Below are 18,862 nucleotides of genomic sequence, written 5' to 3' on the forward strand. Positions count from 1 at the left end.
TGGTTACGAAACATTTGATATATTCTACCACGAGGAGTTTCTCTGCTAAGTTCGTTTGGGTGTCGTTAGCTGTCCGCAGCGCAATTTCCTCAAATTACAAGTAATTTGCGCCAAGACTCTTTATCAATGAGTCAGCGCCGCGGCGGGGAAATCGAGTTAGGAGACGTCGCCGCCATCCTTTTTGATGAATTTGGCCGGTCCAGTACGATGCACGCGAAGACGTTCCACAAAACCACTTACTTCATCGAAAAACGGATTCAGGAACTGGGCGGAGACTTCGATTTACCCTACTTCTGGTATAAGTTCGGCACGATGACCGTGACGGAAGACAGCCCCGTCACGATCCAATATTCTGGAGATGAATCTGAAGTTCTCTGCTCCCGTCGAACGGATGATCTGACGCTTTCAGATGAGCAGGAAGATATCATCCGGACCGCGACCCAGCAAGTCCTCGAAGAATACGACGATATCGACACAGAAGGCCTCACAGATAGGATGTACGAGGAAGATGCACCATACGAAGCCCAGCGAAAATACCGGCAGCTGGATGACTTCGTCCAATGGCAACTCTACACAGAAGATGAGGAGGAGACTGACTTCGAACGGGACGAAGTACGCCGGTATATCAACGAGTTCATTGACTCTTTCCCGGAGCACGAGTTTCCTGAATACGAAAACGATCTTTTCCTCTGGTACGACCTTCTCAGCAATCGGCTTACAGACCAATCTACGACAGTAGGTGAGATAGAGGACCTCGTTGAGCTGTTCTGGTCTATCTTCAGTCTCGAATTGGCAGTAGGCATCGATACCGGCCCAAACGTTCAAACGATTAAACGGGAACTGGGAATCGGAGATCTACGAAAGAGGCAACAATACTTCAGAAACGAGCTACGGCAGAAAGAAAGAGAGCATCTCTATATCGAAGAGGAGAGCAATCATCTGGTTGCGGCAGCTGACTCTGTCGTTGCCTCCGAGCTGGACTTTATAGAGAGCAGGCGGGCATAATGAGCAGCTACTTCCTGGACACGAACGTCCTGGTCGGATACACCTTTCTACACAACAGGTGGCAGGATCACACCCAGCGTCTGATGTCCACCAACAACACCCTGTACACAGGTGAGACCACCAAGTATGAGTACTGCGTCAAGAGGCACCCCGGCCCTCGAAATGGAGTACCACTGGACTGGTCAAAGGAAGATGGTGTAGTCGGAACTGTCAAACGGAATCTTCGGAAGTACAAGCGTCTCACCGTCTTGGAGCTGGAGTCCAAAGACAAAACAGAACTTGATCCTGAAACCGTTTCAGAGGTCTTTATAGACGAATTTGATGTCGAGGAGCAGATCGAGCACAAGGTAGAGAACTACTTCGAGAAAGAACTGGCGCAGGACTGCACTCTCACCGATGTTGAAGAGGCGTTAAACAAGCTCATCAACCGGATCAACACTACCTCTCTTGATCGAAAAGACGAACTCAGAAAACGCTTGAAGGTCCGTCCCCGCCGATCTGGAAGTGACTACAGTAGCCAGGTCGACCAATTAACTCATCTCATCGAAGGTAGGCAAAAAGAGTACTGTGCTGATGCTCATGTCCTCTGTGACGCGATGGATCTCAAGAATCGCCGCATCATCAACAAGATCGTATCCGGCGACAAGAGTGATATGTACTCGAATAGAGAAGAGATCGATGCTATCACAAGCCTGTCTGTTGTATATTTAAAAGATGAATTCGCGAAAAAACCCGGCCCTCAATCTACCGATTAGAAGCTACTGAGAGGGGTTTGTCTGTTATTTCGTAGTTCGATAACTTCTGGGTTAGGTGTGTCCAGCCACATTCCACTCTGCCTACGGCTCGTTATTGTAACCAGCAACTACGGACGAGGAAACGGCCCGAGCTGAGAGAGACGATGAGATGGATTCTGTGATACACTCCAACCCAGCAAATTCCGAATATCTCAGAAAGGAAGTGCTTCCTGCGCTTCCGCAGAAAGGGGATGTAACATATATTCGGTAGTGTGGCCACAAGAAGTGTATCTACTATCGCACACCGAGGAGTCGCCGACAGGGAAGATCGCGTCATTCTCTGGGTTCATGGGTAAAAACGCTCACTTGTAGTTTCGATACCAATCTTTATCAGATTCCCAGCAGGGCATCAGAGCGTGCCTATTCAGCGTGCGAAGCCGCCCGAGCAACTCTATGCTGACATCGCAGCCTACGACCGCGTTATTGTCCCGGACGCCCCGCTTGCGAGTGCGATCAATCGCCGCATCGACCACCCCCACTTCGGCACCTTCGCCATCCCACCACGCCGACTCGCTGCCGGCCGCCGAGAACAGGCTGAAGACCGCCTGGCCTTTCTCGAAGTCGTCGACCAGACCGAGTACAATTGGCAGGCCATCGCGTACGCCATCGGGAACGTCCTCCAGTGCTGGGAGCATCAGGGTACTATCGACGCCCTGCTCGACTACGACGCCTACGTCGACGAGGCCACCCAGGAAGTGGTCGAGGTCATGTCGTCCCTCCAGACGACCTCACAGCAACTCACCGAGTACACGATCGAAGCCGATGACATCGCCGTCGTCGGCTACGATCAGCTGACTACCCTCGAACGGAGTATCCTCCCCGCAGAGTACGACCAGATCGACCTGTTCACCAACGACGCTTTCGACCCACCGGCCTTCCACATCTTCGACTCTCCGACCGAGATCGTCGACGCGTTGCTGGATACCATCACCGCCGAGAACGCCGACAACGTAGCTGTCGTCCTCGATAGCGGAAGCCACTACTCCTCCCTTGTCGAGTCTGCCTTCGAGGCGGCCGATATCCCATTCTACGGTGGCCCCGGCTTCATCGACGATCCACACCACCGCGCGTTCGTCCAGCTCTTACGAACGGCGTTCCGTGGCTCTGCAACGACTGTCGGCGATGTTCGCCCCGTCCTCACCCAGATGGGCCAGGACATCCCCATCGACCACACGCAGAAACGACTCGATACACTCGACCACCCAACCGTTGCGTGGATTCAGGACTTCACCGCCAGTATCCACACCCAGACGTTTGCCGAGGCACTCGCGGACTACGAACACCAGACTGGGATCGAACTCACCCGCTTCGACGAAGAGTTACAGACCATCGGTCTTGCGGACCACTCGATCACGAGCGACGCCGTCGACGACCTGGCCTATTACCTCCAGACCTACGAGGTCCCAGTGGACCGTGAGAACGAGGGCGTCCTGCTGGCCGACGCCAAGTCCTCGGGCTATGTCGACCGACCAGTCGTGTTCTATCTCGGCCTCGATCAGGACTGGACGCATTCGGCCCCACAGCGCCCCTGGGTCGACACCGATGCCCAGTTCGACCGCTACCTTCGACAGTTCCAGCTCCTCCTGCAGAGCGGCGCTGAGCAGTACTACCTTGTTCAGGATACCAGCGGTGGCCAGCCCGTCACCCCGTGTCTGTACTTCGGGGACCTCCTGGACGAGGGCTTCGACCGCTTCAGCGATCTCGATGCAGTCACACATACACGCCCGACTGCCACCACGAGCCCCGGCTTCGAAAAAACCGACTACGATGTCGAGACCGAATCCGTCGAGACGATCAGCCAGTCGAGTCTCAACACCTACGTCAATAGCCCACGGGACTACTTTTTCAGCCGCTTGCTCGATATACCCGACCAGGAACGATTCGTCGAGGGCAACCTGTTCCACGACTTTGCCGAGTTCTACGTCACTCACCCAGCGATCATCGAGGACACAGACCTCTCCACCCTCGTCGATGTAATGCTTGAGGAAGCAGCCCCGTTTGTGGCCGGCACAGACGAACCCCTGACCCGCCGCAAATACCGCATTGGCCTCGAGACGATAATCGAGTATCTCGATGAGTACGGGCCGACAAGCGATGACTTTCTCACGCCGGCCTCTGGGTGGGGGACGAATTTCTTCGCCGAGTATTTCCACGAACCCGTCGAGTCGCCGCTCACGGAACGCTGGTTCGAAAACAGCGCCCTCGGGATCAAGGGCAAAATCGACCTTGTCCAGGCCCCCGACCAACTGCTCGATTACAAGAGTGGCCGGCAGAAATCCGCCTACTCGGTCGTCAAGAATGCCGCCATCGATCCACCGGGGGACACACCGAACTTCCAGGCAGCGCTCTACCTGAGTCACTACCGGACACGTCAACCCGACGAGCCCCTGGAGTTCACCTTCTTCCATTTCCTGGAGACGCTGGACGATATCATCACCGGCGACGCCGACATCGAAGACACGCTGACGACCATCTCGTATTATCCGTTCACCTTCGACGAATACGTTGGCTCACGAGAGGCCTACGACGAACTCGTCGATCACTACAACGACTGTACGGCCACCTTCGAGGATGTAGGCTATTCGGCCTACAGCGACATCATGGCCCAACTTTCTTTCCCAGACACGACCGAGAAAGACGAGCTCCGGGCCTCGACCTTTGCCACGGAGTTTTCGACTGCCGTCGGCGCTGTCGTTGCCGAGGACATCGACCACGAGAAAGGCTGTGATCAGGCGATCCGGAAGCTCAACGGGATCCGCCAGCGAACCTTCTTCCGCGAGGATCTGGATGCTTTCGAAGCCTTCATCGACGACCGTCTTGCGGAATTGAACCAGCGACGCGCTGGCGACGACCGATTCCCCATCGAGGGGCCGGGCGGCGAGCCCAACTATCGACGGGTCGATAACCGTGATCTGCTGCTGGAGGGGGACCGATGAGCCAGCAGCCCAGTGACGAAGCCCAAGAACTGACCCCGAACGACCGCCAGCGCCAGCTCATCGAGAGTACGGAGGGGATCTATCTCGTCGACGCCGGTCCCGGGACTGGGAAGACCTTCGCCGTGACCCGCCGGTATGCGAATATCATCGACCAACCGGCCGTCGACCCCGAGGACGTGCTCCTCGTCACGTTCACGCGAAGCGCTGCCACCGAAATGAAAGAGCGCATCGTCGATCACGCCGACTACAGTATGCGCCAGTTGGCCGATGCCCCGATCCAGACCTTCCATTCCCATTGCCACGATATCCTGCGCGAACACGGCCACGCCGCCCCGTCCCATCTGGGCCTCGATGGTCGGATCACGGGCTCGACGCAGGTCATCGAGGACGAACTGGTCGAGACCAAACTCTTCAGAGAATTCTTCGATCAGTTCCGGGACGCCCATCCCGAATACGCCGACTTTTATCGAGCGCTCTTGGCACCAACAGAACTATTGGAGCTAATCGGTGAACTCGCCGCGAAAGGCGTCTTTCCCACTGCAGAGGGTTGGTATCGCGACGGTGAGGCCATTCTCGACGGGGACTTTGGAGTCTTCAAAGAGCGGTTCGACGCGGTGAACCAGCCCCGGAACGGCGGCAGTAAGCAATCCCAGCTCCGTGACGGCCTCAGCAGCTTTGGCCGAAACAAGACCTACCTGCCAGACGCGCCCTCGAAGTCGGATCTCCGGGGGAGTCGCGGGACAAAACAGCTCGATGACTCGGTCGCCCGTGACGTGTTCGAGGAAGACCGCACCGACCTCAAGGCATTCGTCCACGACGTGTACTTCGAGTATCTGGCGTTCGCCCTCCAGCGAAACTATCTGAATTTCGGGTTCCTCCAGTTGTTTGCCTTCGTCTGTCTCTGTGAGAACCCCCAGCTACGTGAAAAGGCCCGCTTCGAGTATGTGATGGTCGATGAGTTCCAGGACACCAGCGAGATCCAGTTCAAACTTGCGCTGTTGCTCGCCGGCACCGACAATCTCTGTGTCGTCGGTGACTGGAAGCAGAGTATCTACTCGTTCCAGTACGCCGACGTGGACAACATCATCGAGTTCCGAGATCGATTGGCGAGCTTCGCGGCTGACCTCAACAGTGATGCTGACCGCGTTGACTTCGATATGGATGCGATCGATCGGATTCCCCTGGAGGAAAACTACCGCTCGACTCAGACACTGATCGACATCTCCGAAGAGGCGCTCGTGACGCCGGCGACGAGTTCGGAAGACGTCGATGCAAGTACCCTCGACGATGTTGTCAGCCTGAATTCGAACGCCCCGTTCGATAACACGAGACTGGCTGGCTACCAGCACGAGGACGACCACGAGGCAGTGCTCTCGCTTGTGCAGGACATCGTCGGCAACGACGACTATGCCGTCCGGGACGATGACGGTGGCCGACGCCCGCCACGGTACGAGGATATCGCCGTGTTCACACGGACGCGGGATTTCGGCCGGGAACTCATGGACATCGCTGCGGAGTATGACTTCCCGATCGCCTACGATGGCGGGGTGGAATTATTCCGAACGGACCCGGCGAAACTCCTGCTGGCCTGGCTTCGGATTCTCGATTCGGACGCCGACCGTGGTTGGTCAGTCGTCCTCGAACAGGCTGGCTATACGCTGGACGAAGTCGACCACATCCTTGAGACGGGCGACTATCCCGAGAATATGTGGACATTCCGGGACGATCTGGATTCGATGGCGGCCGTCGGTGCCATCGCCCGGCGTGTCTTCGACCGCTATGGCTGTGATGGGGACTACGCCGATGTGATTCTTCATACGATCCAGGGAATTCACGATTCGACGACACTCACACGTGGCGAACTCATCCAGTTCATCGAGCGTGGGATTGAAGCGGGTGCCACCCACGAGATCCATACCAGCGCTGGTGAGGACTCTGTCACTGTGCAGACCATCCACGCTGCGAAGGGGCTGGAGTACCCCATCGTGATCCTGGCGAACATGAACGACGGCCGGTTCCCACCATCATCCGGAAACAGTCCCACCATCAGCTATCAGGATCCCGTCGGCCTCCGGCAGCGCAAACTCTACGCCGAGATCGACGACCACGCGCATCCACATGTGTATCACAACTGGCGCTACGACGTGCTCCGGAAGTGTCTGCCACGGGAGTACGACGAAGAGCGCCGCCTCCTCTACGTGGCGATCACACGCGCTGAGAACCACGCATTCTTCGTCGGTGGCGATGACCCCAACACCTTCCTCGAGGAACTCCCGGTTGCGCTCGACCCCATCGAACCCGCAGTCGAGACCGTTGATCGGGAGGCCACGGCGCAAGCCGAACTGCCGTTTGCCGTCCGGACACCCGATGGCCCGATCGGTCACACGCCACACTCGCTGATGGACGATTCAGTGTTCGAGGAGGCTGGGGAATCCCGCGAAGCGAGCGTTGACCCCGACGAGCCGACTCGTGGAATTGACTTTGGATCACGAGTGCATGACTTCGCCGAGGCATACGCACTCGGTGAGGATGTCTCACCCTCGAACGAACACGAGCGGCGGATTGTCGATTTGCTCGACGGCCTCAGTGGCGAACTCCACGTCGAGGAGCCCGTCGTCTTACCCCTCGACGTTGACGGCGAGCGGGTGACGATCTCTGGGATTGCCGATCTTGTCCACGTCACGGCCGATACCGTAGAGATCATCGACTACAAGACGGATCGGACCCGCCACGCACAGCCGGAGTATCGCAAACAGCTGAGTGTCTATTACCACGTGCTCTCTGAGTGGTTCGATGACAGGCGTGTGGAGACCGCGATCTTCTATACCAGTGACGGAGAGCGGGCGGCTATCGAACCTTTGTCGGTCGAAGAATTGCGTGCTATCGTTCGAGAGATGGGCGTCTGATGGCTTATTGCTCAGAATCGATACGACGCCGCTGGTCACGCAAGAACTCCACAACTGCCTCGATATCTCCCTCTGGAACGGCTTCCTGTTCGAAGACACCCTTGAACGCGTCTTCGAACCCATCCGACGTGAGTCGGTCGAGGACGGTATCGATACGGTCAGCGAGTTTCTCAAGGTTCCCACGATGGAGGTGAGTCGCGATACGGTCGAAGTCCGCGTCAGTAGCGAGTACCACGAGATCGCGTGAGTCCGCCTTGCGCCCGCTGTGGAGTTTTACTGCAAATAGCAGCTCCCGTTCGGGTATCTGTGCTGTGATCGGCCGACCGGTGCGAAGTTTCCTCGTCACGGCGTTCTCGGCCAAGTAGCGGTAGGACCACTCAGCCTCGGTCTGCCGACAACCAAGCGCGTCGACCATCGCGTCGAATTGTACCGGATTCCCGATGTCCTTTTCGTACCGGACGGTGCGGCCCTCGTAGAGATCGTTCCGTTCAACGTCGGCCGTTTTCTCGTAGCCACGCTCAGCGAGCAGCGAAGTGTAATCGTCGACCGCCTGTGCCGGGATAACGACATCGACGTCAGTCGTGAACCGCTGGTTGAACGCCGCAATCGCCCAGCCCCCGACAAGTACGTACGGTAGCTCGGCATCGATAACTGCCTCCAATGTATCTAACAGCTCGTCTTCGCGCTCGCCAAGGCTCATGTTTTCAGGCGTGGGTCCTCGTGAGACGCGTCGATATCACGGTCGTACTCGTCTGCGATCATCTCCAACGCCGGTTCGTAGTTCACCCGATACTCCATCATGTGGTCGATTGTCTCGTCCAATGGGACGACAGGATTGCCATCGACCCACTCGGGAGTGATATTCTCGCTTGTCGGGAACAACACATACGAGACTGACCCCTCGTAGTCGGTCGCGTCGAGTCGGTCTTCGACCTGGTTTGGAATACCGAATTCATCAAAAAAGGCGGTCCACCGTTCGATGTCCTGGTCAGCGACCTGCATGAAGATCGGATAGTCGTCGTGGCCACGGGCAATCTGATAGCCGCCATGCGTCCAGACGTAGACGCCGTCAATTTTCGTGTATGCAAACGGCATACCAGCGAAGTGTGGAACGACGTAGCCGTCCTCGATCGAGGGTGGAACTGCTCGGCAGATGGCTGCGGCCATGTCGTAGTAACAGCCCCTGACGTCGTAGTCTTCGATATAGACGCCGTCATCGCGTCGAATGAAGCCCGCATTCTCCAACCGGTCGATCCAGTCATAGACCCACGAGTAGGAGCCGTCGATTTTCTGTGCGATCCGCCGGATCGAATCTCCCGGCCGAACCGCTAACATGATTTTCGCCGCAGTCTCGTCGACGAACTCCATCATCGCTAATTATCGGTAACACACCCAAAAGTATGAGTCTTGTCCCTGGAAAACGGAGATTCAGTTATCTTTATACAGATATTGTTTGTTTCAGTACACAGTCTGGAAAGAGGCTGATTTCCACGATCAGAATTATTCCTGGAGTATTGAGGCCCCCTGACAGAAACTCGCCCCCACATTCACGCTTGTCTGCGACCAGATATGCAAACAGTTCTGGCTCACCCCGCCGACGGCCTCGGCGAGCACAGACACTCTTCAATACCTCTGTGGTCAAAGATCAAAAAATTGAGTGTTTTCCCGATTCCGCTTTACTGGAACCCGATATTCGCAGGATCGTTTGTCCGGTCGAGTGTGACTTCGAGGATGCCGTTATTGAAGCTCATCTTTGCGGACTGATCGTCGACATACGCTGGCAAGTCGACACGCTTGACGACCGGGTGCGGGTCGCGTGCGACACGGATCACCAGGTTCCGCCCGTCGCATTGGATATCAATCTCTTCCTGGCTCGCATCGGGGATATCTGCGACGACACGGAGTTCATCGTCGTACTTGTGAACATCGACCGGCTCCGTCTCTTCGTCAGCCATCCCAGACATCATGTCGTTGATCTCGCCAAAGAGATCGCCGAACGGATTATCGTCGTCGTCCGGATTCCGTCTCATCACTATATAGAGGGCCGTCACGCGGATAAGACTTCGGTGCAGGACGAATGTGACCGATGCGTAGACTGGATTCTGCATGGATTTTCATTGATCACATCTGACTGAAACCTGACCATCGATATACACCGCTATCTTTGTTTTCTAAGTTTCCGGCCTTCCCCAATTCGCCTAGGGACCCATGGGTTTCCTCAGCTCGGTGTACGCAATCAACAGTCGTACACGACGATGTCGATGTTCTGTTACTGAGAAAGGGATAACTCTGTTGTATAGCTATAAAGTATAGCTATAGTATTTACATCATCCGCAGTATGAGCTACTACTCGAATTCGAACCCTATGTTCGAGTGATCAGGTCTGAACGATGCGATTCCAGACTACTACGGGGTATCCCCCAAGATTCGATTGGGCCAAGGGAGGTTGAGGAACGTCAGGCGTCGCTCTCAGAACATTATTCGACTGAGTACCCCTGTCAGACGACCGAAAAAGGTGATTGTGATGGGGCCCCGAGATTGGCTTTGAGTCCACGGAGTCGTTTTCGAGTCTGTGTGCGGGGCTCGCCAGGTCCGTCTTCGGCAACCGATCCGTGACGGTGGAGCGTGTGACACTTGACTCCTGACCCGAGATCACAAGTTCGCTTCGACGAGTAAAAAGCCGCGCAAACCACAGTAAAAGTGATGGAAATCCTCCTCACGAACGACGACGGGATCGACGCGCCGGGCCTGCGAGCGCTGGCGGCGGCGCTCGAAGCGATCGGCGATGTGACCGTCGTGGCCCCCGCCCAGAACCAGAGCGCTGTCGGTCGCGGGCTCTCCTACGGACGAATGGGACCCGACGGGTCCAACGACGGTGCAGTCGGCCTCGGTGAGGGTTCGGACGATCCATTCACCGTGACGATCCCCCACGAGACACACGAACTCGGCTACGCGATCCATGGGACACCCTGTGACTGCGTGATCCTCGGTGTCGATACGTTTGAGCCCGACGTAGTCGTCGCTGGGTGCAATGCAGGAGCAAATCTCGGGATGCACGTCTTGCCTCGGTCTGGAACCGCCAGCGCCGCCACCGAGGCGGCATCGCTCGGCGTCCCCGGCATCGCCGTGTCGATGGACGTCCTCGGACTGGATCGGTCAGCGCTCGAACCGGCCGATTTCGAACGAGCGTCCGTGATCGGACGCAACGTCGTCGACAGGGCACTCACTGCGGATGTGTTCGACGCCGTCGACTACATCAATGTCAATGTCCCCCGACCGGATCGGTCCATCGAAGGGGTCGCGATCACACATCCGACAGCACAGTACGATATGCACGCCGACCTCGCGGACGGTCGCTTCAGTATCCACAACCCGCTGTGGGCCGAGATGGCACAGGGGGACATCCCGGACGAGGACGGTAGTGACCGACGGGCGGTGCTGGATCAGCGGGTGAGTATCTCACCGCTCACCCTGCCACAGAGCGGAATCGATGATGGAATCATCGACAGACTCGACGACTGCTTCGATGGTGTAGCGGATTAGTATATGTCCCCGATCGATCGGTCCTGTGTGTGATTTGCGGTCTGTCCCGCGTGTTCTGTGGTGACAGCGAATGGAGAAGAGCCAACGTTCCTGCGGATTTGGGGACATTTCGGCCTCTGGCTCACTCTTTCGGGTTCACTGGGCCGATGTACTCGTTTTTCCAGGAATCGCCCTCACGCCACTGCCAGTAGTAGTAGCGATACTCGGTTTCAGCCGTCTGTTTGGTCGTTTTGATCGTGATGTAGGCGCCGCTGCTCGGCACGTCCTCGTAGTCGGCTGGGTCCGTCGAGAGACCGCGCTCCTCCAGCTGTTCCCGCTCTTCCTCGTCGATCTCCTCGTCCGACCGCCGTGTCTCCAGTTCGGACTGCCGTTGGTTGCGCTTCCACGCTGCGAGTTCGTTCGCGTACGTCGCGACCGCTTCCAGCCGGTCCGGTGATTGGTTCTCAAGTGGGTCCAGGAGATAGGTCGGCAGGTCCGGCGGTGAAGGCCTGGGCTGTGGGTCGTCAGCCATAGTTACCCCACGTGACGAGATGAGTTCAATCTGTGGGGTAACAAGTGATTTTGAGGCCAGTTGTTGCCATCGGCCCCAGAGCGCTTGAAACACATCGATAGAGGTGTGTCCCGTCACGTGGTTTTAGCGTTGATCTGCCGAGAATTACGAGATCGCTTCACCGTCGAGAGAGGTCTGTCGACAGGGAAATCACACAGCGACTTCAGTGTTCGAAGTAGAGATACTACCAGTTAGAAGGGCTATTTCTTGATATTACACATCGATAGAGGGGTGTCCGATATTTCGTCAATCATGGTAACTCAATTGAGTCGTCGTTCGGCGGATTGTTTCATTCGAACGAATTGTGGGAATTGCCAGCATTCGTGGTGTACACATCGATAGAGGGGTGTGTACCGCCGAATCGGGGCTGCCCAAAACAGCGGTCGAATCTGAGAAGGGGTCGGCACCTGAGAACTCAGGATTGGTTGCGGAGTTGTGCCTTGACGACCGTCTGGACTTCTTCCGGGGAGACCATGTCGATACGGGAGTCTTCCCGGAGCGTATCGAGGATGGTATCGGGCCGTTCGGCGAACTGGAATTCGAGGAACATCCCTGAACTGGGGCCGTGGCTGCGGCGCTCGAAGTCGACCAGTGAGTAGGTCGTCAGCTCTTTCATCTTGTTAACGTAGGTCTCCTGGTGGTACTGGTCGGCCCCGATTGCGTCGGTGAGGAACTGGTAGACTCGATAGCCGGTCGTACTGCGCGCACTGCCGTCTTCTGTCTCGTTCGCGACGGTCGCAGTCGCATACAAACAGAGCTTCTTTTGTGTGCTGATCCCACGGATGACTTCGAGGACGCGATTTTTCTCGACTTTCTCCTGTGCGTTCCGGACGTGTTCTTCTCGGACTTCGGAATCCCCCTCGCGCTCGGCGAGTTCACCGGCCACCCGCATGAGATCGATTGCCTTCCGTGCGTCCCCGTGTGTCTGTGCCGCGAATGCCGCCGCCAGCGGGATGACGTCATCACTGAGGACATCGTCGTAGAACGCGTCCTGGCGACGCCGGAGGATCGCCTTGAGCTGGTTCGCGTCGTAATCATCGAAGTGGACGTCTTCCGGAGTGAACGAACTCAGGGCCCGGCTCCCCACCGCCTCCATCATCTTCGTGTCATTGGAGATCGCAACGACCGAGATGTGGGCAGAGAGGTCGTCGATAGCTCCCGACCGCGAGAGTTGGTAGAGCAGTCGTGAGAACGCTGGGTCCTGTTTGTCTCGGCGACCCACGAGCATGTCCAGCTCGTCAAGGACGAACACCACGGAGTCGAAGTTCTCGCTAACGATACGGTACAGTTCGTCCCACTTTTCTTTGGTCGCGACCCCGTGTTTGGGTACCTCGACGGAGACACCAGCTTCGTCAGCGGCTCGCTCGGCCAGTTCGTAGACGGCGATACCGAGGGTATCGAGGTCCTGGCAGTTCACCTCGACGGTCCCGAACCTGATATCCCTTTGCTCACAGATGTTGCTGATGTTTTTACAGACCGCTTTCGTGATCAGGGATTTGCCCGTCCCCGACGGGCCGTAGAGAAAGAGGTTCGGCGGTCGGTTGTCGCCGAGCGCGACGCGTAACATCTTCGTGACTTCCTGGAGTTGGGTGTCCCGACCGACGATTCGATTCTCCTCAACGACGTAGTTCGGATCGAGCAAGGACCGGTCCCGGATCAGCCCTTCCTGTTCGTCGAACTCCAACAGCATTTCTTCGATTGACTCCGACTCGTTGTCGCTGGGGACTTGATCCAGATCCGATTCAGTCGGATTCGACGGTTCCCCTTCGACCGGCGGGACTGACTGATCCGTCCCGAAGTCCCCATCTGCGATTTCCGACGGGGGATCGGATTCGACTGATTGCGACCGCTCTTCGGACTCCGAATCGTCATCAACCTTCTCGGAGCCGTCAGTATCCATGTCAGCACCCATTCAGGCAACGATGAAAAGTGTTGCTCCACCTCTATCGAAGTGTGATTAGCCGATAGTGGAACTAGCACTCTCGAATTGAGCAGGTCTCTTCTTTCGATACAAAATATCTCTTGAGGGGCCGACGAAGTGATCCTCGGCACTCAGGGAAAGACCCTGGACTCCCACACCCCTCTATCGATGTGTTCGAGAGATCGAGAGGGTGGGGGGTGAGAGCGCAGTCGGGAATTGGGTTGAGACTCAGAGAACCGTCATTAAGAGCCCGCTAAGTTACGGTTCTGGGCAGTACAGAAATTCGAGATAGAGCGTTCTACTGAATGAAGCGGTTATTATTGCTGCCTTTTCCCTTTCTCTCTTTCTTCTTCTAGCTAACTAGTAACTAGACACACACACACCCCTTTATCGAAGTGTTCGATGTGTTCACTTCGCGCTGAAGCTCGGTAATAGAAGCGAGATCTATCAATGGTGAGTTTCCGACTGTTGTGTAGGTGCAGAATCTCCCCGTTGATGTCTTCTTCCTGGTTTTCTCGTCAGTTCTTCTCTCATGTAACTCATCCCGCGACCGTTCAGCCCCCCGCCCCTTCATTGCGGAACACATCGATAGAGGGGTGTCGGTGTATCTCTCCTCGTCTCTAATCGACAATCAACCATCGAGGCAATCCAAGAAGTCCTTGAGTTCCTCTCCATTGACCTCTCTCGAGCACTGCCGATGCGCAGAAAGAATACACATCGATAGAGGTGTGTCTGGTTTGGAGGGTGAACTCAGCTCCCTCGAACCATCCCGATTCAAGCGTTACCCCACGTATTCAGATACGGTCCAATATGTGGGGTAACTCTCAAAAACCCACAGCCTCGGAACCTGCATGGAAGGCACTCTTTCGAGTGTGATCGTTTTCGAGGTTGCGAGCTGATGAATCGAGACTGGAAGTTAACCACCTCGAATCCATAGTAGATTCTGATGGAATACGCCGAGTTCGCAACGGTCTGTGACCGGTTAGCGGCAACCGACGCGGATCTGGAGCAGGTCCAGATCCTGGCAGACTGGCTGACCGAAACGAATTCGGACACGTTACCGCTGGTCGTCGCAATGGTTCGTGGGAAGGTGTTCGAACCATGGGAGACGGCCGAACTCGGCGTCTCTTCGAGCTTAACGGTGGAGGCCATCGACACGGCAACGGGAGTCGGGACTGATCGAATCGAAACGGTCTGGAGTGAGAGGGGCGACCTCGGGGATGCCGCCGCCTGGGCAGTCGAACACGAGACTCAGCAATCGTTGTTCAGTGAGCCGCTGACACTCGAACGAGTCTACGAGACACTTCGAGATCTCGCCGACTTCGATGGCGAGGGGAGCCAAGACCGTCGGGTCAGTGAAGTCGCCGGGCTAATCGCCGACGCCGACCCGGACGAGGCCAGATACGTGGTGCGCACGGCGCTGGGACATATGCGACTCGGCGTCGGTGATGGCACGATGCGTGACGCCATTGCCGCAGCGTTCCTCGACGGGAGCGATGCGGCCAGTGAGGCGGTCGAACGCGCCCATCAGGTGACGAACGATTATGGACTCGTCGCGAGGACCGCCCGGGACGATGGTCGCGACGGTCTCGCTGATCTCGACGTTGAGTTGTTCAGGCCGGTCCAGATGATGCTCGCGAAGAAGGCCGAGGGACTCGCCGCCGGTATCGATGACGTTGCCGACGAACCCGACGACGCACACATGGAGTACAAGTACGACGGGGCTCGCGTCCAGATCCACGTCGACGGCGACGACATTCGTGTGTACACCCGCCGACTCGAAGACGTCACGACACAGTTCCCGGATGTGGTCGAGGCAGTCTCCGAGCACGTCACGGCGGATCGGTGTCTTCTCGACGGTGAACTCGTCGGATACGACCCGGAGACTGGCGATCCGATCCCATTCCAGGAGTTCTCGCGGCGCATCAAACGCAAATACGACATCGCGGAAATGGTCGAACGAATTCCGGTTACACTCTATCTGTTCGACATCCTCAGTCTCGACGGCGACTCGCTGTTCGAGACCTCGCTCCAAGATCGGCTCGCTCAACTCGACAGTGCGTTCGAGCCCAGCGAGGGTAAGATCGAACGCGCTGCCTACCAGGAGTTCGAGACGGAGGGGGCAGCGGACGACTTCTATCAGGATGCGCTCGCGGCCGGACACGAGGGAGTGATGCTGAAGAACCTCGACGCGACGTATCAACCCGGCGAGCGGGTGGGCTACATGATGAAGGTGAAGCCAGTGATGGAGCCACTCGATCTCGTCGTCACCCGGGCCCAATGGAGCGAGGGGCGTCGGAGCGACTATCTTGGCCGACTCTTCCTCGGTTGCCGGGACGATGACGACGAGTTCGTCGAAATCGGTCGCCTCTCGACTGGGTACACCGACGAGGAACTGGCCACACTCACCGACGAACTGACGGACCTGATCGTCTCAGAAGATGGTCGAATGGTCAACCTCCGACCCGAGGTCGTCCTGGAAGTCGAGTACGAAGAGATCCAGCAGTCCCCCGAATACGGTTCCGGCTACGCACTCCGATTCCCCCGATTTCTCGACGTGCGCGATGATCTTTCGCCGACAGATGTTGACTCGATCGACCGTGTCGAGAGCTTATACGAAGACCAGTGAATCTTCCCACACGATGCTCTTCGGGCGGCAGAATCGTTTTGCTGTCGCCACCCCTACGATGGTGCAGTGACGACCGTTCGGCACACCGACGGTATCGAGGTTGAGTTGCCCGATGGCCGGGTGGTCCAGGCCGATGCATCACGGCCAGACGGTGATATCGCAGTCTGTAGCCACGCCCACGGCGACCACTCTATTCGGAAGCGCCCGATTCGATGGTCTGTTCGAAATTAACCGCGGCCCTCGCGGGCGTCCGTCGTGACGACGCACCTACCCCAAGCACCCATCCGGATATCGAGTTGCTCGATGCGGGACACGTGCCTGGGTCCCGAGCGACGCTGATCACTGCCAAGGACACCGAACACGACGAGACCGTCCGCATCCTGTACACCGGTGACGTGTCCACCCGAGATCGATTCTACCTCGACGGCTTCGAACCGGTCGACGCTGACATTCTCGTGGTCGAGGCGACCTACGGCACGCCGGAGTATGTCTTTCCGCCACAAGCCGAACTCGAAGCTGAAATCGTCGACTGGTTCGAGGATACAGCTGACCAGCCGGTGATCTGCATGGGATATACGTTGGGGCGGGCCCAGGAAATACAGGGCCTCGCACAGCGTGCGGGGAGATCACGACTGCTGGTCACCGATGCCATCGCGGAGATCAATTCTGTTGTCGAAGCCCATCTCGACGTTGATTTCGGGGCACAACTGTACGACCAATCGACCGACCTGTCAGCGGGTGATGTCCTCGTATTGCCCGGGCAGACGAACTCCCTCTCGTTCGTCGACCAGTTGCGGGAATCGAGCGACGCTATCAAGGCCGGGTTCTCGGGCTGGGCGATCGATAGCAGCTTCAAATTCAGGGGCGACTACGACGAAACGTTCGTCCTCTCCGATCACTGCGACCACGAAGAACTGCTCGACCTCGTTCGCGGTGTCGATCCCGAGCAGGTCTACGTCCAGCACGGCGCCGTCGACGAATTCGCGTCCTATCTCACCCGGGAAACTCCATATCGAGCGCAGTCGTTGCAGCGAAACCAGACGACATTGGGAGACTTCTGAGCCGACGTTCTCGTCGTAGCGACTAACGGATAAACGAGAGCGGTCAGTCCGTTTTCACGTTCTCCAGTAGCCGGTTCAATCCCAGCCGTACCCCCACTCTTCGAGCTTCGCTTCGAGGAGATCGGGGTGTTCCTGAGCCACCTCGACCGCGGCTTCCATCACGTCCGTTCGATACACATTCTCGCCGAACCGATCTTCGAGTTCGCCGACCAACTCCGGAATCCCGTCTTCGATTTCGTCTCGGAGGAAGATCGGCCGCTGTTGTCTGCCGTCTTTGACCGAATCTCGCGCGTAGATGTAGGGGAGTCGGCTCGCCGCTGAACCGTTATCGTCGTCGGTGTCAGCGGCACTCGATTCCTCCGTGGTGCCTCCGGCTGTGGTATCTTGCGACGGTTGCGTTTCCGGGTCGTTTGTTGATGGTTTTCCTGACTCGGTGTCCGTGTCAGTGCCTGTTTCCGAGGCGGCGTCCTCCGCGAACGGGTCGTCGGTCGAGCCTTGCTTCATGCTGGGACCTCCGTCTGGAGTCGGATGTGTTCCGCGAGGTCGTCGATCTTCTCGAGTGTCTCGACCTCATGATCGCGGTTGCGGTCACGATGTTCGTCGACGTAGCGGTAGGCTGTACACTGCTCAGCCCAGCAGCCTTCCAGCATCGAGGAGCGTTCGCGCAACGTCACCGGGATGTCCCACCCATCCTCTTGGAGCGTTTCCAGGAACCGATCTTGGTCGTTCATCCCCTTGTACCGGTTGGGGACGACCGCCAGCACGCCGACCTCGATGTCGAGATTGTCTTCGAGCCCCCCGACGAGCTGATCGAGTCCCTGGACTGACTCGTATCCCTTCCCCGAAGGCTCGAAGGGAATTACCACGTGTCGGGTGGCGTGTATCGCGTTATGGAGTTTAATGTCGGCCGTCGCCGGTGGATCGACGATTAGCGTGTCGTACGTTTCGTGAACGCCCGCTTCTCTGAGGACTCGCAATAGCTGCTTGTTAGGGTTGAACGTCTCGCCGAAGTCCGCGGCCTCCTCCTCGCGACGACGTAGATGCTTCGAGGCGTACTCGAGGATGTTGTGTGCCGGAACGATATCGATCCCCTCGCTGGTCCGGATCAGGTCCTCGAACGGTCCGCGTGGCCGATCGATCATATGTCGAAGCAGACTATCCGCTTCCGAGTCGTTCCGCTCGTCCGCGACGTCTAAGAGATGCGAGAGAGATGCCTCCTGTGTGTCGAGATCGATGACGAGTACGTCACGGCCGGCACGCACCTCTGCTTTCGCCAAGTTTGCGGCGAGTGTCGTCTTTCCCACACCGCCCGCCTCGCTGTATACCGTGTACGCCAACATACGCGACATGTTGCGTCGGATAACTATAAAGGTAAGTCAGACGGTATAGCTATACTATCTGGCTATACTTTTTTCGATAGTCTCATTTTACCCGATCGATGCTGGCAGCGAATCTCGAATACATTCCCCAGTGAGGCCTTCTCCCTGTCGATGTATTTGATCCAGTTGGATACGACA

The 18,862-nt window shown here is 57.2% G+C and carries 14 protein-coding genes; 7 read left to right on the forward strand and 7 right to left on the reverse strand.

The features are described 5' to 3' along the window. Positions 1–126 precede the first annotated feature (126 nt). The 4 genes from ACOZ4N_RS00385 (at position 127) to ACOZ4N_RS00400 (ending at position 7,641) form a co-directional block, all read left to right on the forward strand. A complete protein-coding gene (locus ACOZ4N_RS00385) occupies positions 127–1,005 on the forward strand; it encodes a hypothetical protein (RefSeq protein WP_424016256.1) in 879 nt (292 codons plus the stop codon). Next, complete coding sequence (locus ACOZ4N_RS00390; protein WP_424016257.1) at positions 1,005–1,760, forward strand: hypothetical protein; 756 nt, start codon at positions 1,005–1,007, stop codon at positions 1,758–1,760. Before ACOZ4N_RS00385 ends, ACOZ4N_RS00390 begins: the two co-directional genes overlap by 1 nt. A 395-nt stretch (positions 1,761–2,155) precedes the next feature. Continuing rightward, positions 2,156–4,735, forward strand: coding sequence for a PD-(D/E)XK nuclease family protein (locus ACOZ4N_RS00395; RefSeq protein ID WP_424016258.1), 2,580 nt, complete (start codon positions 2,156–2,158; stop codon positions 4,733–4,735). Continuing rightward, positions 4,732–7,641, forward strand: a complete 2,910-nt coding sequence (locus ACOZ4N_RS00400; RefSeq protein WP_424016259.1) for a UvrD-helicase domain-containing protein — start codon at positions 4,732–4,734, stop codon at positions 7,639–7,641. The genes ACOZ4N_RS00395 and ACOZ4N_RS00400 overlap by 4 nt, the downstream gene beginning before the upstream one ends. Before the next feature lie 4 nt (positions 7,642–7,645). Here the strand turns inward: ACOZ4N_RS00400 and ACOZ4N_RS00405 are convergent, their stop codons facing one another. The 3 genes from ACOZ4N_RS00405 to ACOZ4N_RS00415 form a co-directional block, all read right to left on the reverse strand. Further along, complete coding sequence (locus ACOZ4N_RS00405) at positions 7,646–8,341, reverse strand: nucleotidyltransferase domain-containing protein (RefSeq protein ID WP_424016260.1); 696 nt, start codon at positions 8,339–8,341, stop codon at positions 7,646–7,648. Continuing rightward, complete coding sequence (locus ACOZ4N_RS00410; protein WP_424016261.1) at positions 8,338–9,009, reverse strand: helix-turn-helix domain-containing protein; 672 nt, start codon at positions 9,007–9,009, stop codon at positions 8,338–8,340. The genes ACOZ4N_RS00405 and ACOZ4N_RS00410 overlap by 4 nt, the downstream gene beginning before the upstream one ends. 308 nt (positions 9,010–9,317) lie before the next feature. Beyond that, positions 9,318–9,749, reverse strand: a complete 432-nt coding sequence (locus ACOZ4N_RS00415; protein WP_424016262.1) for an Hsp20/alpha crystallin family protein — start codon at positions 9,747–9,749, stop codon at positions 9,318–9,320. Positions 9,750–10,344: 595 nt separating this feature from the next. Here ACOZ4N_RS00415 and surE point away from each other — a divergent pair. Next, a complete protein-coding gene (gene surE / locus ACOZ4N_RS00420) occupies positions 10,345–11,184 on the forward strand; it encodes a 5'/3'-nucleotidase SurE (RefSeq protein WP_424016263.1) in 840 nt (279 codons plus the stop codon). A 121-nt stretch (positions 11,185–11,305) separates the two neighbouring features. Here the strand turns inward: surE and ACOZ4N_RS00425 are convergent, their stop codons facing one another. Together ACOZ4N_RS00425 and ACOZ4N_RS00430 are read right to left on the reverse strand one after the other, a co-directional pair. Next, the gene (locus ACOZ4N_RS00425) at positions 11,306–11,695 is read right to left on the reverse strand and encodes a hypothetical protein (RefSeq protein WP_424016264.1); all 390 of its coding nucleotides are present in this window, start codon (positions 11,693–11,695) and stop codon (positions 11,306–11,308) included. A gap of 454 nt (positions 11,696–12,149) precedes the next feature. Beyond that, positions 12,150–13,424 carry an orc1/cdc6 family replication initiation protein gene (locus tag ACOZ4N_RS00430; protein WP_424016270.1) on the reverse strand — a complete coding sequence of 425 codons (1,275 nt, stop codon included), beginning with the start codon at positions 13,422–13,424 and terminating at the stop codon, positions 12,150–12,152. Between the two features lie 1,177 nt (positions 13,425–14,601). Between ACOZ4N_RS00430 and ACOZ4N_RS00435 the strand changes: the two genes are divergently transcribed. After that, positions 14,602–16,284: an ATP-dependent DNA ligase gene (locus tag ACOZ4N_RS00435; protein ID WP_424016265.1), complete on the forward strand. Its 1,683-nt coding sequence runs from the start codon at positions 14,602–14,604 to the stop codon at positions 16,282–16,284. Positions 16,285–16,496: 212 nt separating this feature from the next. After that, entirely contained in the window at positions 16,497–17,345 is an 849-nt protein-coding gene (locus ACOZ4N_RS00440; protein ID WP_424016266.1) for an MBL fold metallo-hydrolase RNA specificity domain-containing protein, read from the forward strand. 75 nt (positions 17,346–17,420) lie between these two features. Here ACOZ4N_RS00440 and ACOZ4N_RS00445 read toward each other — a convergent pair whose 3' ends face one another. Both ACOZ4N_RS00445 and ACOZ4N_RS00450 read right to left on the reverse strand, forming a co-directional pair. Next, positions 17,421–17,849, reverse strand: a complete 429-nt coding sequence (locus ACOZ4N_RS00445; RefSeq protein WP_424016103.1) for a hypothetical protein — start codon at positions 17,847–17,849, stop codon at positions 17,421–17,423. Further along, a complete protein-coding gene (locus ACOZ4N_RS00450) occupies positions 17,846–18,685 on the reverse strand; it encodes a ParA family protein (RefSeq protein ID WP_424016104.1) in 840 nt (279 codons plus the stop codon). The genes ACOZ4N_RS00445 and ACOZ4N_RS00450 overlap by 4 nt, the downstream gene beginning before the upstream one ends. Positions 18,686–18,862: the final 177 nt, after the last annotated feature.

This window comes from Halorientalis pallida, assembly GCF_049605515.1.
Lineage (GTDB): Archaea > Halobacteriota > Halobacteria > Halobacteriales > Haloarculaceae > Halorientalis > Halorientalis pallida_A.